Annotated in this window: 26 protein-coding genes and 1 other RNA gene; 19 read left to right on the top strand and 8 right to left on the bottom strand. The window is 37.5% G+C overall.

The window, feature by feature from the left end:
* Nucleotides 1-359: 359 nt before the first annotated feature.
* The 4 genes from HMPREF2731_RS10010 (at nt 360) to HMPREF2731_RS09995 (ending at nt 6,268) form a co-directional block, all read left to right on the top strand.
* Complete coding sequence (locus HMPREF2731_RS10010; RefSeq protein ID WP_024635847.1) at nt 360-1,205, top strand: Cof-type HAD-IIB family hydrolase; 846 nt, start codon at nt 360-362, stop codon at nt 1,203-1,205.
* A gap of 197 nt (nt 1,206-1,402) precedes the next feature.
* The gene (locus HMPREF2731_RS10005) at nt 1,403-2,623 is read left to right on the top strand and encodes a metallophosphoesterase family protein (protein ID WP_002291329.1); all 1,221 of its coding nucleotides are present in this window, start codon (nt 1,403-1,405) and stop codon (nt 2,621-2,623) included.
* Entirely contained in the window at nt 2,620-5,340 is a 2,721-nt protein-coding gene (locus tag HMPREF2731_RS10000; protein ID WP_070872889.1) for an ATP-binding protein, read from the top strand. Before HMPREF2731_RS10005 ends, HMPREF2731_RS10000 begins: the two co-directional genes overlap by 4 nt.
* Nucleotides 5,324-6,268, top strand: a complete 945-nt coding sequence (locus HMPREF2731_RS09995; protein WP_002291331.1) for a 3'-5' exoribonuclease YhaM family protein — start codon at nt 5,324-5,326, stop codon at nt 6,266-6,268. Before HMPREF2731_RS10000 ends, HMPREF2731_RS09995 begins: the two co-directional genes overlap by 17 nt.
* A 67-nt stretch (nt 6,269-6,335) precedes the next feature.
* Here HMPREF2731_RS09995 and HMPREF2731_RS09990 read toward each other — a convergent pair whose 3' ends face one another.
* The 3 genes from HMPREF2731_RS09990 to HMPREF2731_RS09980 all read right to left on the bottom strand — a co-directional run bounded on the left by HMPREF2731_RS09990 (nt 6,336) and on the right by HMPREF2731_RS09980 (nt 8,298).
* Nucleotides 6,336-7,346: a peptidylprolyl isomerase gene (locus HMPREF2731_RS09990; RefSeq protein WP_002291335.1), complete on the bottom strand. Its 1,011-nt coding sequence runs from the start codon at nt 7,344-7,346 to the stop codon at nt 6,336-6,338.
* Nucleotides 7,347-7,523: 177 nt separating this feature from the next.
* A complete protein-coding gene (locus tag HMPREF2731_RS09985) occupies nt 7,524-7,871 on the bottom strand; it encodes a YtxH domain-containing protein (protein WP_002291336.1) in 348 nt (115 codons plus the stop codon).
* Nucleotides 7,864-8,298, bottom strand: a complete 435-nt coding sequence (locus tag HMPREF2731_RS09980) for an HIT family protein (protein ID WP_002291337.1) — start codon at nt 8,296-8,298, stop codon at nt 7,864-7,866. The genes HMPREF2731_RS09985 and HMPREF2731_RS09980 overlap by 8 nt, the downstream gene beginning before the upstream one ends.
* A 137-nt stretch (nt 8,299-8,435) precedes the next feature.
* On the opposite strand from HMPREF2731_RS09980, the gene HMPREF2731_RS09975 reads away from it, so the two are divergent.
* From HMPREF2731_RS09975 to trmB, 4 genes are all read left to right on the top strand, one after another.
* Nucleotides 8,436-9,173 carry an ABC transporter ATP-binding protein gene (locus HMPREF2731_RS09975; RefSeq protein ID WP_002291338.1) on the top strand — a complete coding sequence of 246 codons (738 nt, stop codon included), beginning with the start codon at nt 8,436-8,438 and terminating at the stop codon, nt 9,171-9,173.
* Nucleotides 9,166-10,377 (top strand): ABC transporter permease, encoded by a 1,212-nt coding sequence (locus HMPREF2731_RS09970; RefSeq protein WP_002328902.1) that lies wholly within the window; start codon nt 9,166-9,168, stop codon nt 10,375-10,377. Before HMPREF2731_RS09975 ends, HMPREF2731_RS09970 begins: the two co-directional genes overlap by 8 nt.
* 204 nt (nt 10,378-10,581) lie before the next feature.
* Entirely contained in the window at nt 10,582-11,364 is a 783-nt protein-coding gene (locus HMPREF2731_RS09965; protein ID WP_002291341.1) for a phosphotransferase family protein, read from the top strand.
* 68 nt (nt 11,365-11,432) lie between these two features.
* Nucleotides 11,433-12,095: a tRNA (guanosine(46)-N7)-methyltransferase TrmB gene (gene trmB / locus HMPREF2731_RS09960; protein WP_002291343.1), complete on the top strand. Its 663-nt coding sequence runs from the start codon at nt 11,433-11,435 to the stop codon at nt 12,093-12,095.
* Between the two features lie 113 nt (nt 12,096-12,208).
* Here trmB and ade read toward each other — a convergent pair whose 3' ends face one another.
* Nucleotides 12,209-13,936 carry an adenine deaminase gene (ade, locus tag HMPREF2731_RS09955; protein WP_002291345.1) on the bottom strand — a complete coding sequence of 576 codons (1,728 nt, stop codon included), beginning with the start codon at nt 13,934-13,936 and terminating at the stop codon, nt 12,209-12,211.
* Between the two features lie 131 nt (nt 13,937-14,067).
* Between ade and comGA the strand changes: the two genes are divergently transcribed.
* The 9 genes from comGA (at nt 14,068) to HMPREF2731_RS09910 (ending at nt 20,149) form a co-directional block, all read left to right on the top strand.
* Entirely contained in the window at nt 14,068-14,997 is a 930-nt protein-coding gene (gene comGA / locus HMPREF2731_RS09950; RefSeq protein WP_070872887.1) for a competence type IV pilus ATPase ComGA, read from the top strand.
* Nucleotides 14,954-16,003: a competence type IV pilus assembly protein ComGB gene (gene comGB / locus HMPREF2731_RS09945; RefSeq protein ID WP_002291347.1), complete on the top strand. Its 1,050-nt coding sequence runs from the start codon at nt 14,954-14,956 to the stop codon at nt 16,001-16,003. The genes comGA and comGB overlap by 44 nt, the downstream gene beginning before the upstream one ends.
* Nucleotides 16,000-16,278 (top strand): competence type IV pilus major pilin ComGC, encoded by a 279-nt coding sequence (comGC, locus tag HMPREF2731_RS09940; RefSeq protein ID WP_002335453.1) that lies wholly within the window; start codon nt 16,000-16,002, stop codon nt 16,276-16,278. Before comGB ends, comGC begins: the two co-directional genes overlap by 4 nt.
* A complete protein-coding gene (gene comGD, locus HMPREF2731_RS09935) occupies nt 16,253-16,723 on the top strand; it encodes a competence type IV pilus minor pilin ComGD (RefSeq protein ID WP_002291349.1) in 471 nt (156 codons plus the stop codon). Before comGC ends, comGD begins: the two co-directional genes overlap by 26 nt.
* On the top strand, nt 16,695-17,042 hold the full coding sequence (locus HMPREF2731_RS09930; protein WP_002291351.1) for a hypothetical protein: 348 nt from the start codon (nt 16,695-16,697) through the stop codon (nt 17,040-17,042). Before comGD ends, HMPREF2731_RS09930 begins: the two co-directional genes overlap by 29 nt.
* Nucleotides 17,005-17,430, top strand: coding sequence for a competence type IV pilus minor pilin ComGF (gene comGF / locus HMPREF2731_RS09925; protein WP_002328904.1), 426 nt, complete (start codon nt 17,005-17,007; stop codon nt 17,428-17,430). Before HMPREF2731_RS09930 ends, comGF begins: the two co-directional genes overlap by 38 nt.
* Nucleotides 17,402-17,761 carry a competence type IV pilus minor pilin ComGG gene (comGG, locus tag HMPREF2731_RS09920; RefSeq protein ID WP_002291353.1) on the top strand — a complete coding sequence of 120 codons (360 nt, stop codon included), beginning with the start codon at nt 17,402-17,404 and terminating at the stop codon, nt 17,759-17,761. The genes comGF and comGG overlap by 29 nt, the downstream gene beginning before the upstream one ends.
* Before the next feature lie 171 nt (nt 17,762-17,932).
* The gene (locus tag HMPREF2731_RS09915; RefSeq protein ID WP_002291354.1) at nt 17,933-18,940 is read left to right on the top strand and encodes a class I SAM-dependent methyltransferase; all 1,008 of its coding nucleotides are present in this window, start codon (nt 17,933-17,935) and stop codon (nt 18,938-18,940) included.
* A gap of 24 nt (nt 18,941-18,964) precedes the next feature.
* Nucleotides 18,965-20,149 (top strand): acetate/propionate family kinase, encoded by a 1,185-nt coding sequence (locus HMPREF2731_RS09910; protein ID WP_002291355.1) that lies wholly within the window; start codon nt 18,965-18,967, stop codon nt 20,147-20,149.
* Nucleotides 20,150-20,402: 253 nt separating this feature from the next.
* On the opposite strand, the gene HMPREF2731_RS09905 is transcribed toward HMPREF2731_RS09910, so the two are convergent.
* From HMPREF2731_RS09905 to HMPREF2731_RS09890, 4 genes are all read right to left on the bottom strand, one after another.
* Nucleotides 20,403-20,873 (bottom strand): universal stress protein, encoded by a 471-nt coding sequence (locus HMPREF2731_RS09905; protein WP_002291356.1) that lies wholly within the window; start codon nt 20,871-20,873, stop codon nt 20,403-20,405.
* Between the two features lie 72 nt (nt 20,874-20,945).
* Nucleotides 20,946-21,230: a hypothetical protein gene (locus HMPREF2731_RS09900; protein ID WP_002291361.1), complete on the bottom strand. Its 285-nt coding sequence runs from the start codon at nt 21,228-21,230 to the stop codon at nt 20,946-20,948.
* A gap of 77 nt (nt 21,231-21,307) precedes the next feature.
* Nucleotides 21,308-21,502: non-coding RNA, 6S RNA (ssrS, locus tag HMPREF2731_RS09895), on the bottom strand.
* Nucleotides 21,503-21,573: 71 nt separating this feature from the next.
* Nucleotides 21,574-22,860 carry a replication-associated recombination protein A gene (locus tag HMPREF2731_RS09890; RefSeq protein ID WP_002328905.1) on the bottom strand — a complete coding sequence of 429 codons (1,287 nt, stop codon included), beginning with the start codon at nt 22,858-22,860 and terminating at the stop codon, nt 21,574-21,576.
* A 137-nt stretch (nt 22,861-22,997) separates the two neighbouring features.
* Between HMPREF2731_RS09890 and HMPREF2731_RS09885 the strand changes: the two genes are divergently transcribed.
* Nucleotides 22,998-23,669, top strand: coding sequence for a DNA-3-methyladenine glycosylase (locus HMPREF2731_RS09885; protein ID WP_002291364.1), 672 nt, complete (start codon nt 22,998-23,000; stop codon nt 23,667-23,669).
* Nucleotides 23,635-24,123, top strand: a complete 489-nt coding sequence (locus tag HMPREF2731_RS09880) for a DUF3013 family protein (protein ID WP_002291366.1) — start codon at nt 23,635-23,637, stop codon at nt 24,121-24,123. The genes HMPREF2731_RS09885 and HMPREF2731_RS09880 overlap by 35 nt, the downstream gene beginning before the upstream one ends.
* The last annotated feature ends 7 nt before the right edge of the window (nt 24,124-24,130 follow it).

The following is a 24,130-nucleotide window of genomic DNA, read 5'->3' as shown; positions in this document are numbered from 1 at the left end:
CCCCTTGTGAGAGTAGGACGTCGCCACGCAAAGGTAACAAGATGAACTAGAAATAGTTCATCTTTTTTTTGTTTAAATCTTTTACTAAATTGAACTAATAGAGTCTTCTATGAATATCGAAGTTAGTTTTCACCTACTTCGTTTTTTTATAGTTGGTTATTATAAAATAACGATATAATTGATTTTGATACAATACACGTTTATTTATAAATCAAAAATATAGAGAACAGTATACAAATGTCCGTTCCTATTCTTAAAATGATTCTTATACTTACTTAAATTAGGTATAATTAGTATATGTTTTGTGAGAAATTTAGACTTATAATCAGCAGTGAATGTATAATTAACGTATAGGAGACATGGATGAAATGAAACTAATTGGTATAGATTTAGACGGTACTCTTTTGAATTCTGACCAGAGCATTAGTCAAAAAAATGCAAGAACAATGCAACATTTACCTAAAGACTGTTTTCCATTCATTTGTTCTGGAAGAGAAGTAGAAGACATTAATAATATTCTCAAAAAATCTGGTTTAATGGTTCCAGCAGTAGGATTAAATGGTTCTGTTGGATTTGATGGAGAAAAAAAGATATTTGAGTCTTTTTTCGATAAAAAGGATGTAAAAAAAATTGATTCTGTCATATCGAAATTTCCAACTAAAATATATACGAATCTCGGAAGTTATGAATCGCAGAACTATAAAAATAAAATGAAAAAAATCTTTCACGAGGTAGGTAGTGAATTTTCTGTCAAGGAGTTGAACTATGAGCTTGAGTATGAAAAATCTATTTGTTCTATTCCTTATAATAATATTGAAGAAATTATAGAAAAGGATGATATCAGCATTTACAAATTTTTTATTTTTATTCCCAATCGTCAATTGAAAGCGAATATATTTAACCGTTTGAAAAAGATGCTAAATGTGACTGTTACTGAATCAGCACCTGTAAACATTGAAATCGTGCCTCAAAATGTATCGAAAGGCACGGTGTTTGATCGTTTGGAATCAATCTACAATTTAAAAAAACCTTTGAGAATCGCGATCGGAGATAGTTTAAATGACTTATCTATGTTTGAGAGTGCAGATATTAGTTTTGCAATGGGAAATAGTCATCAAGAGATCATGAAAAAAGCTGATTATATTACCGTTTCAAACGATAAAGACGGAGTATCTCAAGCCTTTGAAAGAATTCTTACCATATAAACTAATTTAGGGAGTATAGAATATAAATATTTAGGATTGTGACAAAAATCATGTCACAATCTTTTTTCGAATAAACTCATTTTTTGAAGCCAGCCATTTATCGTAATTTCTTTGCATAATACGAACAAATTTTCGGTTATTGATGAAAAAAAACATTGAAAATGGTATGATAAAAGAAAAAGAGGAGGGAATTTTTAATGGTGAAATTTATCCATGCGGCAGATTTACATATGGATCGGTCATTTGAAGGACTGACAACTCTAGATAAAACTGTACAGGAAAAACTATTGAAGACGAATCTGACCGTTTTATCAAATATCATTGAACAGGCAATAATAAATAACGTTGATTTTGTTTTACTTGCAGGAGATAATTTTCATCAAAATCGTCCTTCATTAAAAATACAGAAACATTTTTCAGAACAGATGAAACGGTTAGAAAAAAACCATATACCTGTATTTATAATATTCGGAAATCATGATTTCTATCAAAAAGAGCGGTATTGGTTCTCCTTTCCTAAAAATGTCCATTTATTTACATCCGAAACGGTAGAGACAAAAAAAATAACGATAAAAAGTGGCGAAACTGTCTCTCTCAGTGGATTCAGTTATCGACAACCATGGATTCAAAAAGACAAAGTGATGGAATTTCCTTCTAGAGAACTCACAGATTACCATATTGGTTTGTATCATGGGGAACCTGGTACCTCGCAAAAAGGGAACTATGCCCCTTTCCAACCTTCAAAAATGCAAGAAAAAGGATACGATTATTGGGCTTTGGGGCATATCCATGTGCCAACAGTTTTAAATGAAAAGCAAACCATCGTTTATCCAGGTGCGCCTCAAGGACACACTAAAAAAGAACAAACTTCTACGTCCATTCTACTTGTTGAATTAAGTAAAGGCAGTTGTCAAATACATCCGATTAAAGTAGCAGAGGTCTATTGGAAGACAAAGGAAATATCATTGAGGCAAGCGAAAACGACAAAAGAGGTCATTGTTCATATTCGTCAGCAACTTTCAAAAGTAGAAGATGGGTTTAGTTTAATTGAGATAAAATTAAAAGATTATGACCATCTCAATACAGATGTTCTAGAGAGAATACAATCAGGAGAGTTATTAGATTATCTGTTAGAGGAATTTTCAGATAGGATAAGGGATTTATTTATTTGGCGTATTTCTCTCATGGAGGATACTTTTTATGCGAAGATTCCACTTGCTGCTTCTGCTAAATTGATGGAACAGCTATTTCAATACTATCAGACACCTCAAGATTTCCAACAAATTTTAAATGAAGTATATAGTCACCAAGAAGCGGCTAAAATATTGAGCGAACTGCCGGAATATCAAGAAGAAACACTTGAAAAAGCCAAGCAGCTACTTAATCAAGATTTTTTATTTGAGGAGGATCAGGAATGAAGATTTTAAGGATCGAGATTGCTGCTTTTGGAAAATGGCGTCAAAAAAGTTTTGATTTTTATTCAGGCAATCAGCTGATCTATGGGGGAAACGAAGCAGGAAAATCAACGATTTATCAATTTATCCAAGCCATCTTATTTGGATTCCCTTCAAAAGGCCGTAAAAAAAAGGATTATACACCAAAAGACGGCTCAGCCTATGGCGGCAAAATATGGCTTATACATCCTGTATACGGTGAGTTTGCTGTCGAGCGCTGTAAACAGCAAAATCGTGGAAAATCGAAGGTATGGCTGGGGAACCAAGTTGGAAGTGATGAATTACTAGAAAAACTGATTGCACCTTTGACGAAAGAGTTATTCCAGCAGGTATTTACTTTCCAGCAAGAACAGTTGATGGAACTAGATCACTTGAGAGAAAAAGAGCTACATGATGCACTGATTTCTTTAGGGATTACGGGCAGTTCTCAAGTATTCCAAAAAAGACAAGAATATTATCAGAAAGCACAACAGTTATTCAAGAAAAAAGGCCAAAAACTGCTGATCAATCAAAAATTAAATGAATGGAAAGAGCTTCAAGAAAAAATCCATCTAAAACAAGAACAGGAAGCTTATTTTGGCAAGTTGATCCAACAAGAACAGGAATACGAGTCGCAACAGCAACAGTTACTGGAACAACTACATGAGGCGAATAAACAATTTGCACTAGCCAGACAGCAAGAACTCAATTTTTCTTTATATGAAGAATGGCAATCCCTCAAAAAAAACATCGCCACAGGTCTTCCTGATGAACAACTTCTTCTTGATCTGGAGTCTTTTTCCAAACGGTATCAGCAAACAAATGAGCGTTTAGAAGAATTAGAAGCAACTCTGGAAAAGCATAGCGGGATGGATCAGCAGTCAGCTAGATATTATTTTTATTTAGAGCAGGAGCAAGAACTAAAAGACCTCCAACAACTCCAGTTTACAACGGAACAATTAAGCGAAGAATGGCAAAGACTTCAAATAGAGACTAGAGAAACAAATTCAGAATTGAAGATTTTGGAACAAAGATGGCAGTGGCAGAAAAATCCGTTACCGGAAGAATTTTTATATGAAGAAGAGTGGAAGAATCTTCTGGCTGAAGAAAGAAGGATTGCTGATCTAGAAAGCCAGATTTCTGTGCGTCTCCAGATAGCTAAAGAACAGCAAAAAATGATCGAAGCAGAAGTGAATGAGTTGGAAGAGACTTATCCAGCATTATTACAAAATCAGTCAGAGATAGCACCAACCCCTTCATCTAAACCCTATATGCTAATTGCTGGCGGAGCAATAATCATTGCAGGTATATTTGTACCAATGCCCTTAAAAGTGGTCTTTTTATTGATTGGTGCAGGCATGGTGGGCTATTTCTTCTACAAACAGCAACCAAAGGTCAAACCTAAAAATGATTTCTCAGAAATAAAAGGAATGTGGCAAGAAAAACTAGGTCAGCTTGATTTAGCTTTAGCCCAATTAGCAGAAGCAGAAGAAAAACAAAAGAGAATCGAAGAAGAAAAACAGATTCTTCAGCAAGAAGTATATCGTTTTGCTGATCATCGGCACTTAGGAAAGATGGATACACTCAAACTCATGAAAGAATATGGGCAAGAAGTCATAGATTATCAGAAATTGTATGGCGTATTTGTGCGGAAACATAAAAGAGAGCAGGAAATCCAAGAAAAACTACAACAGATCGATCAGAAATTTGAGTTTGTTAAAGAATGGCTACCCATACAAGATAAGACGATCTCAGAAAAAATGGCTATGCTTTCCCGTTTTATCCAAGAAATGGAACAGATGAAATTTGCCAGAAGCTATCAGCAAAATACTTTATTGAAGCAAGAAATCAATCAATTGAAAAAGAAACAAAAAGTATGGATACAAGAATACAGCGAACAATTGAGCCAAGCTGGATTATCTTATCCTTCGGAAGTACCTGTCTTTTTACAAAAAGCCAAACAAGCCGAACAGCAGATGAAAAGGTACAATGAACTGTCAGAAATGCTTCGTCCACTGTTTCCTGAAGAACTGACGAAAGAGAAATTATCTGTAAGACTGCGGCAACTGAAAGAAAAACAAGGCCAACTACAGCAAGAAGAAAAAGAAGCAAGTGAAAATCGGCAACGACTCCAAATTCAAGTAGAAGAGCTGCAAAGAGACGGCACATTGGACGAACTCTATCAACAAGCTAGCCGACAAAAAGCAAAATTGCAGGAATTGCTGGAGGAATGGGGCGCATTTGAAATCGCAGGGACATTCTTAGGCGATCTTTCAACAGAGATGAGTGAGAGACAATTACCTCAGTTGTTAAAAGCAGCGGGTGATTATTTAGGTATTTTAACAAAAGGAAATTATCAGAAGATATTACTGAAAAACGATACACTGACTTTAACAGACGGATATACAGACTTTCCAATCTATGAGTTGTCTACAGGTACGAAAGATCAGCTGATTATGGCGATGAGGTTTGCTTACCTCTCGTTAGAAGCCAATCGTTCGATATGCCCGATCATCATAGATGATGGCTGGCTTCATTATGATCATCAGCGAAAGTATCAATTAGCTGAACTTTTAGCTAAATTTGGAGAAAAGTATCAAATAATTTGTTTTTCTTCTGATAAAGAAATGGTAAGCTATTACCATGAGATGAACCAAACCGTAAAACAATTAGAAGGAGCAAATAATGAAAAAAATTCGTGATTTAGTAATCGATGAGCAGTTTGAGCAATTTGTCCTGATCAAAAGTGCAGATGTAAGAATCGCTAAAAACGGAAAAAAATTTATTGCTTTTACTTTCCAAGATACTTCAGGTACCATCGATGGCAAGTACTGGGATGCTTCGGAAGAGGAAATCAATAAATTTACAGCTGGCACAGTTGTTTTTCTAAACGGTAAAAGAGAGGTTTATCAAGGGAACCCGCAAGTAAAGATTCTTCACATGCGTTTAACAAGGATGGATGAGCCAGGGGAACCTAGTTTATACATGGAAAGAGCCCCTTTGAAGAAAGAAGAAATGGAAGAAGAAATCAATCAATTATTATTTGAAATCACAAATGCACATTGGAATCGGATCGTTCGCTATCTACTCAATAAATACCAAAAACAATTTTTTGAGTTTCCGGCAGCCAAAAGAAACCATCATGCATTTGCCAGTGGATTAGCTTATCATACTTTGACAATGCTTCACTTAGGAAAATCAATTGCCGATGAATATCCTGAGTTGAATCGACCATTATTATATGCGGGTATCATTTTGCATGATTTAGGAAAGGTGATCGAACTTTCCGGTCCTATGTCGACAGAATATACGCTTGCAGGGAATTTAATCGGTCATTTGGTATTGATTGACGAAGAAATAACTAAAGCCTGTCTTGCGCTGAAAATCAGCGAAGCTGACGAAGACGTTCTCGTATTACGACATATGGTTTTAGCACATCACGGCCTATTAGAATATGGTTCACCTGTACGTCCAAGAATAATGGAAGCAGAAATATTACATCAAATCGACAATATTGATGCTTCCATGCAGATGATGTTGACTTCGATTCGTCAAACAGAACCAGGAAAATACACAGATCGGATTTTCGGTATGGACAACCGAAGTTTCTATGTACCAAAAGATTTATAGCAAAAATTTATTTTTTTCATTCAAAACAAAAAAGCGAGACATAAGTCTTCGCTTTTTTTGTTTTCTTTTATTTTGATGAATCAGTTGTTTCTTCAGTTGAAGATTCTTTTGTTGAATCAGTTGATTTTGTGTCAGAGCTCTTTGTTGAAGATGTGGCTTCACTTGAGTCTTTCGTACTTGATGAAGTTGTTGTGAATGCACTCAACACATTTTCAAAGGCATCATCTTTGATTTTTACATTTGCATCTTTTAATTCTTCACCGATTACTTTAGTCGTGAATGTATTATCACTTAATTTTGTTTCAGTAGCGATTTCTTTTAATTGATCTTTGTATTTATCCATGTCGTTGCCTTTATTTTGGTTTTTCACCATTTTGACAACATAGTATTCTGTTGCATAAGAAGTAGTATTTGTTGCAGTAATAACGTCAGAGACTTCGCCGTCTTTCAATTTGAAAGCTGCTTCTTTTACTTCTGCAGGAATGGTTGTTGTCGTCGAGTCGAATTTGACTTTACCGCCATCTTCTTTTGTCTCTGAATCAGTCGATTTGTCTTTGGCTAATTTAGAGAAATCATCCCCATCGTCCGCTGATTTTTTTACATCTTTGGCTTCATCTTCACTTGATAATTTGATGATTTGTGCTTCTACTTCTGGATGGAAAGATTCCCAAGCAGTTTTCAAATCATCATCTGTAATATCTACATGAGCCTTCAAACCAGCTTCAAAAGCTAGATTATTACGGATATATTCTTTATAAGAATCTTTCGTATACCCAGCAGTTTCTAATTGTGATTCAAAAGTATCACCTAAAGATTTCGCTTGTTTGTCGTATTCTGCATCCACTTGTTTATCTGTTACTTTATCGCCGTATTTGTTATTGAATACTTTATAGATGATCATCCGTTGTACTAATGATTGGTTCGATGATTCGAGCTTTGCTTCATCGTAGAAATCAGATACAGTGATCGTTCCGCCTTTCATCGTTGCGATATCTTTATTGGTATCGCCTGAACAAGCCGCTAGAGTTAAAACAGCCAACGCACTAGTAGCTGCCAAAATAATTGATTTTTTTTTCATTAATGTTTGCACTCCTGTAATTAGTTATTATTTTTTATATATTAACTATACCATATCCCATGCCCTTTAAAAGCGTTCTCGTGATAGTTTCAAACAAAATTCAAAATTTCATCACATTCCTAGGAAATGTGCAATTATTCCTCTATTAGAGAGTCGTATCTGTTGAGAAAATGATCATTATTGTATTTGATCAGGATACTCAGGCAGATCAGCTGTTAGTTTTTCTACTTGTTCATTGATTTGGGCGATACGTGGTTCGGCCTGGAATTTAAAATCTTCGATATCTTTTTTGATGGCTTCTTGGAAAGCGGGAATCACAGATTCAGCTGTTTCTTTTGTCTCAATCAATGCGCTTTTAAAATGATCCAAGCTGTTATTTAAATCGTTTGTCAGAGTGGTTGCTTCTTCCAGTTCTTCAATCAGTTTTTTTCTTGTTTCGTTCCCACTCCTAGGTGCAAATAACAGACCTCCGACAGTTCCAGCAGCAGCTCCGAATAACAGTCCTTTGAAAAAGTTTTTAATCATCGCTGTGCACCTGCTTTACGATTGTTTCTTGAATAGCTTTTAGTTCTTCTGGTCCATAACTGTCTTGATGGTTGCCAAAGTGGATAGAAAAATCGTCCTCTTTGCTATAGCGAGGAACTAAATGGATATGTGAATGAAAAACAGATTGATAAGCTAATTCACGGTTGTTATTCAAGATATTAAGACCTTTCATTTCTGGAAAAGCTTTTTCTAATGCTTGAGCAATCTTAGGCACACGTGAAAAAACTTCTCCTGCAAGTTCAGGATCATATTCAAAAATATCTGCTACATGACGTTTAGGGACAACTAACGTGTGTCCTTTCGTTGCTTGAGAAATGTCTAAAAAAGCATAGACTTTGTCGTCTTCATAAATTTTATAGCTTGGGATTTCTTGATTGATGATTTTGCAAAAAATACAGTTTTCCATAAAAAACATCCTTTCCATAAAAAATAAATACTTCAGCTTAACTTTACCATAAGTTAAAGCCATTGTAAGGAAAAAAACAAAATACCGTCATTTTCTTCGTGGTATAATAAATAAAAATAAATGGCGGAGGAAAAAGAATGAGTTTAATTATCGATCATGTCACAGGAGGGTATGGCCATCTCCCTGTGTTAAAAGACATCAGTTTCAACGTACAGCCTGGAGAGATAGTAGGATTGATCGGGCTGAACGGAGCAGGGAAAAGTACAACCATCAAGCACATTATCGGTCTGTTGGAACCTTCAAAGGGAACGATAGAAATCAATCATCTATCTTTAAAGAAAAATACAGAAGAATATCGTAAACAAATTGGGTATATTCCAGAGACGCCTTCTTTATATGAAGAATTGACTTTGAGGGAACATATCGAAGTCACTGCGATGGCCTATGATATACCTATGGATACAGCAATGAAAAGAGCTGAAAAGCTGTTGGAGACTTTCCGTTTGTCTAATCGCCTTGACTGGTTTCCGGCTAATTTTTCAAAAGGGATGAAGCAGAAAGTGATGATCTTATGCGCCTTTTTGATCGAGCCTTCTTTATATATCATTGATGAACCATTCTTAGGATTGGACCCACTAGCTATCAATGCGCTGCTTGAATTGATGGTAGAGATGAAAAAAGAAGGAGCCGGTATTTTGATGTCTACGCATATTTTAGCTACTGCAGAAAAATACTGTGACCGTTTTGTGGTCTTACATAACGGAGAGATACGAGCAGATGGGACCCTTGAGATGTTGAGAAAAGAATTTCATCTGCCGGATTCTTCTTTGGACGAAATCTATATCGCTTTAACAAAGGAGCAGGCACATGAGTAGTTTTTTTCAAAAACGTTTAGCAAGGCATCAAAAGAAAATGATGAAATATATGCGCTATGTGTTGAACGATCATTTTGTTTTAGTTTGTCTTTTCTTAATTGGTGGCGTGGGATTGTACTATTCTAGCTGGTTGAAAACCTTGCATCCGCCTTTTGCACTTGGGGGGATGATAATCTCTGTATTTTGGATGCTCTGTTTATTTGTAGGCAAGATGGCTACTTTTGCGGAGGCAGCAGATATTGTTTTTTTACTTCCGAAAGAAAAAGAAATGCAGACCTATTTGGAACGAGCTTTTCGCTATTCTTGCATTTTTCCGATGATCCTTTTGATATTGGCATGCGGATTTGCTATGCCATTAGTGGTGGTTAGTACTCAGCAAGTCTTTTCGATGTTTTTCGTCTATCTGATCATATTATGGAGTTTGAAATTCAGTCATCTGCAAATCAAGCGAGCAGAATTGTTTCGGCTAGATCAACAGGTCATTCGTTATTGGAAAACAGGTTGGTTACTTTCTTCTATGCTCATTTTGCTTCTTTCATTTTATTGGCTGGTCTGGGCAGGGGTAGCAGGTGCATTGGTACAGGCAAGTCTATATTACTGGTTTTTGTGGAAGCAACAGGAAAAAGGATTGGATTGGGAGAAAATGGTGCACGTAGAAGAACAAAGGTTGCATCAAATCTATCAATTTATTAATTTATTCACCGATGTTCCTGAAATTACGGCAAAGGTAAAAAGAAGACGCTACTTGGATCCTCTATTGACTCATATTAAGAGAGAATCAAAAAACACTTATCTTTACTTGTTTGCAAGAAGATTGGCAAGAGGTTCTGATTTTAGTGGTCTTTATTTCCGGTTAGTAATTATAGGTGGGCTATTGATTTTCGGAGTGATCGACTTTTATTTTAGTCTGATAATCGGTTCTTTATTTTTATATTTGATCGGGTTCCAATTGTTGCCTTTAGCGAGCCAGTTCCGCTATATGGTGCTCGTTCAGCTTTATCCGATCCATGAGAATCAGAAGAAGCAGGCGATCCAGTATCTGCTCACATGGGTATTAGTTATCGCATCGGTTATCTTTGGGTTGATTGCTGCAGTCGTATTGGATGGTCAGCAGCGATGGGTTCCGCTAGCGGCTTATTTGATTGTTACGGGTCTCTTTGTTAAACTATATGTACCAACTCGTTTGAAGAAGATGTCAGACTGAAAACAAAGCTGTGTAGGTTAAAAATGAACTGAAAAATAGAGCGTTGACAGTAAGAATGCTGTTCGTTCTATTTTTTTTTTGAGAAAAGTCGGTTTTTTGAATGGCAAATAAATGAAAAAGAACGTATATGTGCTTGACGTGTAGTGATCAGGCGACTAGAATAATAAGTACTGCAAAACAAAGAGTAAGAGGACGGGAGAATGCATGATGGAGTTTCAGTTAGACCAAGAGTGGCGGTTACGTCCCATCAAAGGCGATACAGGAAAAACATACATAGGCATGCGTGATGAAGACAAAGTCTTTATTAAACGAAACACGACTCCGATGTTGGCTGCTCTTTCAAGGGAAGGAATTACACCAAAACTTGTTTGGACAAAACGAACGGGGAATGGCGATACCTTGACAGCACAAGAATGGCTAGAAGGCCGCTTGCTAACTCCTAATGAGATTGGTCAAAGAAATGACGTAATTGATGTTTTGTACCATTTACATCATTCAAATTCTCTTAAAACCATGCTGACCCGTATCGGCGGACGTGTTATGACGCCGGAGAAGATGTTGCAAAAATATGAAAAAGAATTACCAGAAGAACTCCAGAAAAATCAATTTCTGCAAATCGTCCATCGATTTCTTCGTGAGCAGATCCCGCCGATAGATAAGGAAAATCTATCAGTAGTGCATGGAGATGTAAATCATCGAAATTGGTTAGTATGTAAAAATTATTTATATCTCGTGGATTGGGATTCAATCATGTTTGCAGACCCTGCGGTAGATATTGCAACGATTTTAGGAAATTATGTGCCTCTATCCAGTTGGAATCAATGGCTGATCAGTTATGGCATACGTCCGACTGACGAAATGCTTGAAAAGTTTCACTGGTATGCGGCCATGAATTTGCTCCAAGAAATCACTAGATACTGCAAACGTGAAGATCATCGACGAATGAACGAAGAAATTTTACAATTAAAACGAATTTTCAGTGGCTGAGGTTTGGCCCAAACTCTGCGGAGATTTGGCCAGACCTTTTTAATTAGAGAAAGGAATGGAGATAAATAATGCGTGTCCGAAATCGTCCGGGAGCAGCGGAAATGCTAGCGGCTCACCCGAATTTTGTAATTAGTGATCCAACATTGTGGAAGGGAAAATGGAATGAATTGTTTGGAAACGATCATCCAATCCACATTGAGATTGGAATGGGGAAAGGCCAGTTCATTACTGGAATGGCAAAAGCCCATCCTGAAATCAATTATATTGGAGTAGAAATGCAAGTAAGTGTTGTTTCTATAGCATTAGACAAGTTGATCGAACAACCGCTTCCTAACCTGAAGCTTCTGCATGTGGATGGATCAGCATTGACAGAATATTTCGCTGACAGCGAAGTAGATCAGATCTATCTGAATTTTTCTGATCCATGGCCGAAAAAACGACATGAAAAACGGCGCTTGACATACAAAACTTTTCTTGCTGTAGATGAACAGATCCTTCGCCCAAATGGAGAAATCCATTTCAAAACAGATAATCAAGGATTGTTTGAGTATTCGCTGGCAAGTTTTTCTCAATATGGCATGATCCTCAAACAGGTATGGTTGGATTTGCATCAAAGTCAATTTGAAGGCAATATTATGACGGAGTATGAAGAAAAATTTTCTTCGAAAGGTCAACGTATTTATCGAGTAGAAGCTCGATTTCAAGATAAGGCCAAAAAGAAAAGTCTGTGAATGAACTTTTTACTTTCATAAAAATATAAATCAAATCCCAGAAAACACATTACATCTGTCATGTGCATTTTCTGGGACTTTTTTGATTTAAGATATACCTATTTCCTCGGTTTTCAACAAGGTGGAATCAATTGGAATCGAGAGAATGAAAATAATCCTTTGTCGGTGATCTTCAATTCGGGTATGACAGATAAGGTTAAGAAAGAAAGTGTCAAAAAAGGATCAAAGGTTTTAGCTGCCCCTAGTTGATGTGTTTCAGCTATTAATTCATTCAGCTGTTCATTGACGACCAAAAAAGGTTCCTGTGTCATGATGCCGCCTATCGGTAGAGGAAGACAAGCTATTTCCTTCTGTTTGTTGACAACAGTCATCCCGCCACCTTTTTGAATCAAAAGATTAGCAGCATACAGCATATCCTCATCATTTGTCCCCACGACAACTAGATTATGAGAGTCATGAGCAATCGTTGTCGCTATCGCCCCTTGTTTCAGCTGAAATCCTTTTACGATGCCTAACCCAATATTTCCGGTTTGATGGTGACGCTCGATCACCGCAATCTTTAATTGGTCTTTTTCGATTGAAGGAATGAATCGTTCGCCTTGTCGGTCCACTTTTTCTACCAAATCGTTCGTGACGAGACTATTCGGGATAATTTCGATCACATGGGCTTGCGAAGAAGGGAGAAGCAGCTCTAACGAACGAGGGTGCAATGGTTGAGCATTTAGGTTTGGTAGACAGCATGTATATGGATTTGAATGATCAGCAAATAAATGGTCTTCGAGTTGACCAGATTGGACGACCAATGTTCCCTTATAGAAAACTTCATGAATTGGCAGCTTGGTAAGATCGTCTGTTAAGAAGAAATCAGCTTGATACCCAGGAGCAATCGCACCTAGTGTTTTCAAATCAAAACATTCTGCTGCATTCAATGTTGCCATCTGGATTGCCTGTAATGGATCAATTCCCATTGAAATAGCTTGACGGACGATATGGTCAATTGATCCTTCTTTAACTAAATCATTGATGAGTTTATCATCGGTGACAAAGAAGCATCTTCTTGAATTATCAGGCGTGATCGCCGGTAGTAGCGAGGCCAGATCTTTTGCAACGGTCCCTTCTCGAACCATTAAATACATACCAAGATCCAAACGTTCTTTAGCCTCTTTTGCAGTTGTAGCTTCATGATCCGTCCGAATACCTGCTGCGGGATAAACATTTAATTCTTCCATGCCGATACCAGCTGCATGTCCGTCAATCTTTTTCTTATGCTGGTGCATCAACTGGATCTTTTCTAGGATATCTGCTTCATTATTTGCTACTGCTTGATAGTTCATGACTTCAGCTAAACCTAAAACTTCGGGATTTTGTAAAAAAGGTGCCAGATTTTTGGCATTTAGATTTGCACCATTTGTCTCAAATGGGGTGACAGGTACACAAGAAGGGAGCATAAAGAAAATATTCATAAGCGTTTGTCTTGCGTCTTCTATCATAAATTGAAGACCAGTACTCCCAGCGATGTTTCCTATTTCGTGGGGATCTGTTACTACAGTAGTGACTCCATGAAGCAAGGATACTTTTGAAAATTCACTTGGTGATAAAAGTGAGCTTTCAATATGCACATGGCCATCAATGAATCCTGGTACTAGATATTGCCCATTAGCATTATGTACGCTTTTTCCTTCATATTCACCAATCCCTACGATCATTCCTTCGTAAATCGCTACATCTTTTTCCATGATCTCTTTCGTAAAGACATTGACGATCTTAGCCTGTTTGATCACTAGATCAGCGGGCTTTTTTTTACTTGCTACTTCGATGTATCTCTTTAATGTTGATTCCAATGGAATGCCTCCCAAGATAAATTTTTATAAGTATAACATAAATTCGTTTTTTGCCAATGTTTTTTAATAAATTCATTTTATTTGAAACAAAAAGTTCAAAAAGACGTATGTTTTTTGTGGAGGGGAGAATAATGGAAATAAAACGATTATCCGATCAAATGATAAGTGAAAGTTTCGCCAAACATGCCCAAGACGTATATGTCTTGCCAGCTTCAGAAGTATTTTACATCTATTTTCGCTATGGCAAAAAACGAACATTCTGGAAGGAAGTATCTTCGGCAGATGGCCAGCAATTGATTTCAAGACTTAAGTATTTGGGACAAATGGATATCGGAGAAAAAAGAAAAGCTCAATTAGGTGCATTGACCTATTCTTTAGAAAAACAGAAGGTTCGGTTACGACTGTCTTCTGTAGGAGATTACCTTCAACGAGAAAGCTTAGTGATTCGGCTATTATACGGTATTTCTGAAACACCTCATCGTTGCTTTAATTCTCTAGATTTTGAAACTATTTTGCAGAAAACCTTTAGACGTGGATTATATCTATTCAGCGGACCAGTCGGGTCAGGAAAGACGTCATTGATGTATCGGTTAGCTTTGAAAGAAAAACGGCAAGTAATCACGATTGAAGATCCTGTAGAGATCGAAGAACCATTCTTTCTGCAATTGCAGATCAATCCCAAAATAGCACAGACTTATGACACACTTTTGAAGCTCGCATTACGGCATTGCCCTGATTTGTTGATCATTGGCGAAATAAGAGATGAATCAACTGCACATGCTGCGGTAAGAGCTGCACTAACGGGACATCGGGTATTCGCAACCGTACATGCACGCAATCTTGAAGGTACATTGATCAGAATCCATGAACTAACAAAGAAAAAAGAAGAGCTATCTGAATGTCTAGCTGGAGTCATTTATCAAGAACTTTTGGAAGATGCCGATCATCATCCTTCTGTCTTGTGGAGTTATCAATTTATGGAGGAAGAACCAGTAAAAAAATCATGGGAGGAAAGCTATGAAGAAGCTCAGAAAAAAACTTGGCAGTCAGAACTATTCTAAAGGACTGACAAGAAGCCAGCAAAACCAGTTTGCACAAACCATGGGAGAACTGCTTTTAACTGGTTTTAGTTTGCAAGAATCCCTTTATTTATTACTCACGATCCGTTCGTTCCAGCCTGCTATTTTGGCAAACATCCAACATCAGCTAAAGGAAGGACAACCGTTTAGTGAAGTACTTTCGCAAACAGGGTATGGAGCAGAACAACTGGTACAGATCGAATTAGCTGAACTTCACGGGAATCTGCCGGCAACTTTGTTGGAAATTGCCAAACAGTTTCGTCTGGTCGAAGGATTTCGCAATGATTTGAAAAAGCTGCTTGCCTATCCGATGCTATTGCTCACCTTTTTGCTAGGTATCTTATTTAGTATGCGTTTGCTCGTTTTACCTCAGCTTATTGGTTCAGGGATGGTTATGGAAGAGCATTGGGGGATTCAGCTGATACAAGTCTTTCACTGGTACGTTCTACTATTTATCCTCGTGGTTGCTTTATTGACTTTTCTAGTAAGGTATCGGCTGATGAAATTGTCTCCTATTGATCGGAGTGAATGGATCAGCAGACAATTGGTGATTGGGCCGATATATTCCTTGTATCAATCTGCTTATTTGTCGCTAGAGATTGGCAAACTTTTTCATGAAGGTTTCGAATTAAGGCAAATCATCGTTTGCTTGAAGGAGACGAAACAAGAAAGTCTCCTTCAACACCTTGCTTCCAAGATGATACAAGGATTGGAGGCCGGTATACCATTAGCTGATCAGTTCCAGAATTACCGTTTTCTATCTGAAGAATTCAGCAAGATTATTTTGCAGGGAGAGGCAAAGGGAAATTTAGGGAAAGAGCTGATATTTTACAGCGAATGGACAAGAAAACAGCTTTTCAAACGACTTCAGCACTGGCTGCATTTTATTCAGCCAATCATTTTTTTGGGCGTAGCGGTTTTGATTTTACTGGTTTATGCTGCTGTTTTATTACCTGTTTATGGAAGTATCGAGGAGGTCTTGCCATGAAAAAGAAAAGAACACCTTATTATAGCGGTTTTACATTAATCGAAATGCTGATCGTTTTACTGATCATCAGTGTACTAGTACTGTTGTTTGTCCTCAATTTGTCACATTATAGGAATCATGTAGACCAAGAAAGTCGTGAAGCAATCATTCAGTTGGTAGACACACAAAAAGAGCTCTACGCGCTTCAAAACAATGGAAGAATCCCTACCGTGGAGGAATTATTGAATGAAGGCTATATCAAACGAGAACATGCAGACATCTACCAGCGACCTTGAAGGTAAAACATTAGCATCAGGATATACGTTGTTTGAGTCACTCTTACTGATTTTATTGCTTACAACAATTCTTTCTTTTCCAGTTCTCGCATTTTCTGCATGGAAGAATGAATTGGCAGTCTATCAATTTTTCAGCCAGTTTGAAAAACGAATCTATACCACTCAAAAAATCGCTATTGTGAACCAAATCCAAACAGGTTTTTATTGGAACAATGACGAAAATCAGATCATTTTTCGTATGTCCCAACCCGATGAAGCGAGCTGGAAAGTATTAGATATTCCTGATGAGATTACCTTGAAACGCCATGCTTCCATCACTTTTGCTGCTGGAACAGGAAATGAAAGTTCACTAAAAGCGTATCAATTTTATTGGGAAGAAAAAGGGCAAACGATTACGTATCAATTCCAGATGGGGAGTGGACGCTATACAAAAAGAATTGAATAGAAAAGGGTTTATTTTATTAGAGTCCCTTACAGCGCTGATGATTGCTTCCGTCTGTGTGTACTTAGTGAGTTTTGGTCAGCTTTTTTTACTTCAGGCAGAAAAGAACAGCGGGGAGGAAATGCTACTTATTCGAATGGTTTACGAAGATACCAAGACACAGCGGATATATCACAAAAGACCAGAGCGAAGTGAAGAAATGATTATGTACGATATCCAAATTATCGAAAATAATGGAGTAATCGAAAAAGTGCTTGTCAATATGGAGAAAGAAGCGATCAATATTGAAAAAACAAGAAATCCCGGCATTTACGCTGATTGAATGTCTAATCGGACTAATGATAGTAAGCAGTATATTGCTGTCATTCAATCTTTTGATCCAGCAAACCATCCAAGTAAGTGACTTTCTGCAGCGTAAAGATCAAAAAGAGTGGCTGATATTTTTAGCACAATTAGAAGAGGAACTTAACAGCAGTCACAATGTTTCCGTGAAAAATCAGCAATTGCATTACACTGTAGAGGATAAACAGTACATCATCGAAAGATATCAGACGATGATACGTAAAAGAAGAACTTCCGGCGGACATCAACCTATGTTAACAAGTATCACTGAGCTTCAATTATTGGAAAAAGAACACACAATTTCTTTTTATGTACACTTTGAAAATGGAGAAGATGGATATGCCATATGGACAAAAAATGATCAATAGAAAATGTTGTAAGGGCTCTATTTTATTTTCTGTGTTGCTTTTATTTCTTTTATGTACGTTTTTATTAACGGCAGCATTAGAAAGCTATCGTTTGTCAATGGATCTGAATATACGAATAAAAAATTATTATATAGCAAAAATAATGAAACAGATGGCTCTATCGGAACAGTCTATACTTGCTGAGAAGTCGGAAGGGATTTTTTACTACACAACGGGATCTGTAACATATCAATGGGTACAACAGTCTCTATTCTTGGAGGTAGAAGTCTCGCCGTTTATCTTTCGATTCATAGAAGAAGTAAAAAATGATACAGATACTGGTACAGAATGAGGAATTGTTCGTGAAAACGCCCTCTTTTCTGTTATAACACTGTTTTTAATAAAAAAATGTTTGCCGTTTCACAAATAAAAAACAGTGAAAACGATTGAAATTTTGTCAATTGTTCGATAGAATTAAACAGGTGAAAAAATTGTTATAATATATCTAGAAATGAGGTGCACCATGTTACCAGAAAAAATGGAACAAGGGTTCAATCAGAACCTGGAAGCTATTCAGCTTTTACAGAATGCATTGGGAACTTCCTTTTTAGAAGCCTATGTCGAAAATGCAGAAAATCTAATAGATGATTATCAAGTACGTGTGGTGGATGGAGTGCCGACAAAAGAGACAGCACAACGGATCACAGCTCTTTATGAAGAGTTGAAAAAACTTTCTTTCGAGCCAGAAGAATGGCGCAGATTGTCTCAACTGCTTTTATTGAAGGGCAACCAGACAGAACATCTGCAGGCGAACCATCAACTCACTCCTGATAGTATCGGTTTTTTATTTGTTTTTCTTATTGAACAACTATACACAAATAAAAAGGAACCAGTTAAGATTCTGGATATTGCGGCAGGAATGGGCAACTTGTTATTAACAGTTCTTTTAAACCTATCGAATGCGGGGTATCAAACAGAAGGATTTGGTGTGGATATTGATGATACATTGTTGGCTGTGGCAGCTTCTACAAGTGATTTGACACAAGCAAATGTTCAATACTTCCATCAAGACGGGTTGCAGGATTTATTAATCGATCCTGTCGATTTTGCAATCAGCGATTTGCCGATCGGTTATTATCCGAATGACGAAAAAGCAAAAGAATTTTTAACAAGTACCGAAGAAGGCCACAGTTATGCACATCATTTATTGCTGGAGCAATCAATGAAATACGTGAAGCCGGATGGTTTTGGTTTGTTTTTGATGCCAAGCGGTTTTTTAGAAACGGATCAAAGCGAAGAAATCAAAAAATGGTTTAAAGAAGAAGGCTATCTTCAAGGAATGATTCAATTGCCAGATGAGTTGTTCCGCAACAAACAATCACAAAAAAGTATTTTGATCTTACAGAAAAAAGGACCACAAGCAAAACAAGTAAAAGAAGTACTGCTTGTGAAACTTGCTTCACTAAAAGAACCAGAGAAGGTGACGGAATTTTTCAACGAGTTTAAAAACTGGAAATCATCTGCTCTGTAATCATTCAACGAGAAGGAGAGTCATATGTCTAAAACAATTGCAATCAATGCTGGGAGTTCAAGTTTGAAGTGGCAATTATATCAAATGCCAGAAGAAACCGTAGTTGCGAAAGGGATCGTCGAACGTATCGGTTTACAAGATTCTATTTTTACGATCAAGTACGGCGATAGTCAAAAATTCGAACAAATCATGGATATCGAAAACCACGAAGTAGCAGTAAAAATGCTGTTAGATCAGTTGATTGAACTGCAAATTTTAAGTTCTTATGATGAAATCACCGGTGTAGGGCACCGTGTTGTTCACGGAGGAGAAACTTATGGGGATTCAGTAGTGATCGATGAGGGAGTAATGGACCGCATTGCTGAATTAGCAGAATTTGCTCCTTTGCATAACCCTGCTAACCTGATGGGAATCAAAGCCTTTAAAAAGATTTTACCTGACATTTTGAGCGTAGCTGTATTCGATACATCTTTTCACTCAACAATGCCAAAGCAAAATTATTTATACAGCTTGCCAGTGTCTTATTACGAAGATTTCAAAGTAAGAAAATATGGCTTCCATGGCACAAGTCATCGTTATGTATCGGAACGTGCAGCAAAATTATTGAACAAACCGATTGAAGAGCTAAAAATCATTACTTGCCACTTAGGAAACGGAGTATCAATCACAGCTGTAAATGGTGGTAAATCCATGGATACTTCTATGGGATTCACGCCATTAGCTGGTGTGACAATGGGTACGCGTTCAGGCGATATCGATCCAGCTGTTCTTCCATACTTAATGGAAAAATTAGAGATTGATATTGATGAAATGATCAATGTTTTGAATAAAAAATCTGGTTTGCTAGGCCTAACAGGATTGTCTAGCGATATGCGTGATCTTGAAAAAAACTATGAAAAAGAACACATTCGTTTAGCTTATGATATCTTCGTGGATCGCATCCGAAAATATATCGGCGGATACGTGACAACGATGAATGGTGTCGATGCAATCGTCTTTACTGCTGGTATCGGCGAAAATGACGGACATGTACGCAATGAAATCATTAAAGGTATGTCTTGGTTTGGCTGTGAAATCGATCCAGCGTTGAATGAATTGCATGGTGAAGAAGTAGATATCTCTACAAAAGAATCAAAAGTAAGAGTATTAGTGATTCCAACAGATGAAGAACTAATGATTGCCCGTGACGTGGAGCGTTTGCGCGGCTAAAAATACACGCGTGTTCTCTTTAGAAAATGGATAATTTTATATCCGTTTTCTAAGAGGACATGCTTTTTTATTTTTTACACAGAAGGATCTGAATATAAAGAAGTGAGTGAATCCAAGTATTCTTTGAATCGTGAGAGGAAAGACGCTCAATAAGCGAATTTATTTTTTGAAGAACAAAAAAAGCTGTGTCCAGACAAGTGATCTTCAAAAGTTTTACTTTTGAGATCCCCTCTGAAACACAGCTTTTCATCAATTAGTCTTTTTTAGGAGGCAATTGGTTTTCTAAATCAGTTCGAACAACAAGCACATCGCAAGCCGCGTTTCTAATAACATATTCAGAAACAGAACCAATAAATAAACGTTCTACAGCATTCAATCCTGTAGCTCCTAACATAATCAAATCTACTTGATTATCTTCTGGGATTTCTTTCGCAATCAGTTGTTTTGGTGAGCCATATTCTACGACAGAGGTTACATTATTCAAGCCAGCTTTCTTTGCGTTGCTTTCATAATCTGCCAATGTTTGCTTTGCCATTTCAGTAGCTTGTTCTGCCAACATTCCATCAAATGATGAAACGGTTTGGAAAGAACGTGTGTCAATGACATGTGCTAATAGAAGTTCTCCGTTATTTCGGATAGCTACATTGACCGCCTTTTTAAAAGCTAATTCAGCTTCATCAGAACCATCCACGGCAACCATGATTTTTTTGTATTGTTGTAACATAAGCATTCACTCCTTAAGTCAATCGTGTTGTACTCTTTTATTGTAGAACACTTTGTGGAAAAAGAGAATTATTTACTGCTTTGGTTCAGCAATTTTTTTTGCAAAGCGGATACTGAAGGTGGCAGAAACGAGAATCACGATCAATAAAAAGATCAAAGCGATGAAGCGTTGATTGAAAAAAGCGGCTAAAATACCCATAACGCCTAAAACAGCATACGCAGCTCCATAAAATTGTAGGAATCCTTGATTTTTGTCATTTTTCTTGATCAATACAAAAAAGATATCCTGTTTATTAAATAAATAATAGCTAACGAATAATAATAGTAAAGTGGCGATAATCATCAAAATCCTAATCATGAACAAATCCTCCAAAATAAGCAACAAATAGAAAAAGCAATTTGCCAAGAGCAAATTGCTTTATTCTTTAAAAGATGGTAATCTCCGTTAATGCCGTTATTTGTCCTGTAGTATTGATCCCGCGAATTCAAGCAGGTGGGTCCCATGGTCGTAGCTTCGAACTACCAAATGATAAGGCATGTTACCAGCAGTGACACAAGACGGGTCCCAAGATATCAATAAAAATGTTCGGTCAACACACAAAGAGGACAATTCGAACATCACAGATTTCCCATCTCTATAGTAGCATATGAATTTAAAAAGAGCAATGAGAGAGCTCGCAGAAATAGAACCGTTTTCTTGTTTAATTTTTTGGGGGATGTTTTTTCCACTCTTTTATGCGGTAATACTGTTGACCTAGCGCCTGTTCATATTTTCCTGTATCCTTTGGCTGGTAATATTGAACATTTTTTAGCCTATCTGGTAAATATTGCTGATCGACCCAAGCATGATCGAAATGATGAGGATACTGATAACCCACACCGCGGTTGAGGGATTTCGCACCTTTGTAATGGCTATCTCTCAAGTGGTCGGGAACATCTCCAGCTTTACCCTCTCGAATATCAGCAAGTGCTGCATCTAATGCCATATAGGCAGAATTGGATTTGGGCGACAAGCAAAGATCAACGACGACATCTGCTAGCGGGATACGTGCCTCAGGTAACCCTAATCGTTCAGCAGCTAATACAGCGTTTACTGTACGCGCAGCAGCAGCAGGATTGCCTAAACCTATATCTTCATAACCGATAACCATCAGGCGACGACAAATACTTGCCAGATCACCTGCTTCAACTAGACGGGCGAGATAATGAAGGGCAGCATCCACATCACTTCCGCGAATCGATTTTTGAAACGCTGAAATAACGTCATAATGAGCATCTCCATTTTTGTCATGGGTAAGAGCTTTTCTTTGGACACATTCTTCGATAATCGACAGAGTAAGATGAATCTTTCCTTCTTTATCTGGAGGAGTCGATCGTGCAGCCAGTTCCAATCCATTCAATGCACTACGCAAATCGCCATTCGTTGCACGCGAAAGGTGAAGAAGAGCCTCTTCATCTAACTGAATTGCTTGTTGACTAAGACCGCGTTCCTTATCCTTTAAGGCATGTTCCACTGCCAACTGGATGTCTTGCTCTATTAATGGCTTGACTTCAAAAATCTGTGTGCGGCTGCGGATCGCTGGATTGATAGTAATATAAGGATTTTCAGTAGTCGCTCCGATCAAGATGATTCGGCCACTTTCTAAATGAGGAAGCAGAAAATCCTGTTTTGTTTTATCTAATCGGTGTACTTCATCCAATAAGAGGATCACAGTACCACTCATTTTAGCTTCTTCCGCTACAACCTGCAGATCTTTTTTTGAATCTGTAGCAGCGTTCAGCATGCGAAATGCATAATTAGTAGAACCGGCAATCGCACTTGCGATACTCGTTTTTCCAGTACCAGGAGGCCCATATAAAATCATGGAAGAGAGCATGCGAGCATCGACCATGCGGCGTATGATTTTTCCTTCACCGACTAGATGCTGCTGACCAACGACTTCATCGATCGTTCGAGGTCGCATGCGATAAGCCAATGGCTGTTGCATAGGATTTTCCTCCTTCTTGTTTTTACGTTCCTTAATTATAACATATTTAGTAATATAGCTAGAAAGAACAGCCTTCTGTTGTTTTGTTTTCATAGCTTATCCAACTAATATTGTGTATGATAAAGTAGGTGAGAAAAATGACGGATAAACAAAAGATAGATGAATTTTTTTGGAATAAAACGACGCCGGAAGTAGCGCGGGATTTATTGGGGATGTATTTGGAGCATGAAACACCAGAAGGAAGATTAGCTGGATATATTGTAGACGCGGAAGCATACCTAGGTCCAGAAGACGAGGCCGCCCATAGCTATGGTTTAAGAAGAACACCACGTGTGCGGGCAATGTATGAAAAACCAGGTACGATCTACCTTTACACGATGCATACTCATCGGATTTTGAACATCATCACTCAGCCAGAAGGGATTCCTCAAGGAGTAATGATACGTGCAATCGAACCAGCTGCAATGATTGAACAAATGAGTAAAAATCGTGGTGGAAAAACTGGTCCAGATATCAGCAACGGTCCTGGAAAATTAGTGGAAGCATTAGCAATTCCTCAAGAACTCTACGGTCAGTCTATAGCAGATAGTTCATTACGTTTAGTTTTTGAGAAAAAGAAGATACCAAAAAAAATCGATGCTTTGCCTAGGATCGGTATCCCGAACAAAGGGGAATGGACAGAAAAGCCGTTGCGTTTTGTTGTGTCTGGCAATCCATATATCTCTTTACAAAGAAAAAACCAAATCGAGGAAGATTGGGGTTGGAGGAAAGAAAATGAAAAAGAAGGATCTATTAACATACTTAGATGAAATAATCGAAAAACAAGTGACGGACTATGATGTGGCTTTAGATTGGGATACAAAAAATCATACGATCGAAATCGTTGTTCGTTTGTTTGCGGAAAATAAAGCACAATTTGAGATTGATGATGCAGAAGGGATTGTTTCGCAAGAACCAATTATCGAATTTGAAGATGGCGTACTCCTTTTTAATCCTCAGAAATCTGTTTTTGATGAACAAAATTATCTAGCAGCAATCCCCTATGAAGGAAAAAAAGGGTTGGCAAAATCAGTAGCTGATTCTTTAGTGGAATATTTGAATGAAGTATTAGCACAAGGGCAAAGTGATTTGCTTGATTTTTTAGATGAAGATGATGACGAAGCTGTATTCGAACTCCATTGGGATAATCAGAAACTAGCAGAGTTAGTAGAAGCAAAACAGCAAAATGAAACAGAGACTTATTTACCGTACCCAAGTTATTAAGGAGTGA

It is taken from the genome of Enterococcus sp. HMSC072F02, from assembly GCF_001837725.1.
Lineage (GTDB): Bacteria > Bacillota > Bacilli > Lactobacillales > Enterococcaceae > Enterococcus_B > Enterococcus_B lactis.
Note: the sequence above shows the minus strand (reverse complement) of the source record. Positions and strands in the feature narration are given on the sequence as shown.

What these genes read in the sequence shown, in the direction of transcription:
- HMPREF2731_RS09900 (WP_002291361.1), bottom strand. Translation starts at nt 21,230, where the DNA reads ATGATTAGGATTTTGATGATTATCGCCACTTTACTATTATTATTCGTT.
- HMPREF2731_RS09965 (WP_002291341.1), top strand. Translation starts at nt 10,582, where the DNA reads ATGATGGAGTTTCAGTTAGACCAAGAGTGGCGGTTACGTCCCATCAAA.
- HMPREF2731_RS09990 (WP_002291335.1), bottom strand. Translation starts at nt 7,346, where the DNA reads ATGAAAAAAAAATCAATTATTTTGGCAGCTACTAGTGCGTTGGCTGTT.
- HMPREF2731_RS09985 (WP_002291336.1), bottom strand. Translation starts at nt 7,871, where the DNA reads ATGATTAAAAACTTTTTCAAAGGACTGTTATTCGGAGCTGCTGCTGGA.
- HMPREF2731_RS09975 (WP_002291338.1), top strand. Translation starts at nt 8,436, where the DNA reads ATGAGTTTAATTATCGATCATGTCACAGGAGGGTATGGCCATCTCCCT.
- HMPREF2731_RS09905 (WP_002291356.1), bottom strand. Translation starts at nt 20,873, where the DNA reads ATGTTACAACAATACAAAAAAATCATGGTTGCCGTGGATGGTTCTGAT.
- HMPREF2731_RS09885 (WP_002291364.1), top strand. Translation starts at nt 22,998, where the DNA reads ATGACGGATAAACAAAAGATAGATGAATTTTTTTGGAATAAAACGACG.
- HMPREF2731_RS09915 (WP_002291354.1), top strand. Translation starts at nt 17,933, where the DNA reads ATGTTACCAGAAAAAATGGAACAAGGGTTCAATCAGAACCTGGAAGCT.
- HMPREF2731_RS09880 (WP_002291366.1), top strand. Translation starts at nt 23,635, where the DNA reads ATGAAAAAGAAGGATCTATTAACATACTTAGATGAAATAATCGAAAAA.
- HMPREF2731_RS09995 (WP_002291331.1), top strand. Translation starts at nt 5,324, where the DNA reads ATGAAAAAAATTCGTGATTTAGTAATCGATGAGCAGTTTGAGCAATTT.
- comGD (WP_002291349.1), top strand. Translation starts at nt 16,253, where the DNA reads ATGCAGACATCTACCAGCGACCTTGAAGGTAAAACATTAGCATCAGGA.
- HMPREF2731_RS09970 (WP_002328902.1), top strand. Translation starts at nt 9,166, where the DNA reads ATGAGTAGTTTTTTTCAAAAACGTTTAGCAAGGCATCAAAAGAAAATG.
- HMPREF2731_RS09890 (WP_002328905.1), bottom strand. Translation starts at nt 22,860, where the DNA reads ATGCAACAGCCATTGGCTTATCGCATGCGACCTCGAACGATCGATGAA.
- HMPREF2731_RS10005 (WP_002291329.1), top strand. Translation starts at nt 1,403, where the DNA reads ATGGTGAAATTTATCCATGCGGCAGATTTACATATGGATCGGTCATTT.
- trmB (WP_002291343.1), top strand. Translation starts at nt 11,433, where the DNA reads ATGCGTGTCCGAAATCGTCCGGGAGCAGCGGAAATGCTAGCGGCTCAC.
- HMPREF2731_RS09980 (WP_002291337.1), bottom strand. Translation starts at nt 8,298, where the DNA reads ATGGAAAACTGTATTTTTTGCAAAATCATCAATCAAGAAATCCCAAGC.
- comGC (WP_002335453.1), top strand. Translation starts at nt 16,000, where the DNA reads ATGAAAAAGAAAAGAACACCTTATTATAGCGGTTTTACATTAATCGAA.
- HMPREF2731_RS10010 (WP_024635847.1), top strand. Translation starts at nt 360, where the DNA reads ATGGATGAAATGAAACTAATTGGTATAGATTTAGACGGTACTCTTTTG.
- comGB (WP_002291347.1), top strand. Translation starts at nt 14,954, where the DNA reads ATGAAGAAGCTCAGAAAAAAACTTGGCAGTCAGAACTATTCTAAAGGA.
- HMPREF2731_RS10000 (WP_070872889.1), top strand. Translation starts at nt 2,620, where the DNA reads ATGAAGATTTTAAGGATCGAGATTGCTGCTTTTGGAAAATGGCGTCAA.
- comGG (WP_002291353.1), top strand. Translation starts at nt 17,402, where the DNA reads ATGCCATATGGACAAAAAATGATCAATAGAAAATGTTGTAAGGGCTCT.
- HMPREF2731_RS09910 (WP_002291355.1), top strand. Translation starts at nt 18,965, where the DNA reads ATGTCTAAAACAATTGCAATCAATGCTGGGAGTTCAAGTTTGAAGTGG.
- comGA (WP_070872887.1), top strand. Translation starts at nt 14,068, where the DNA reads ATGGAAATAAAACGATTATCCGATCAAATGATAAGTGAAAGTTTCGCC.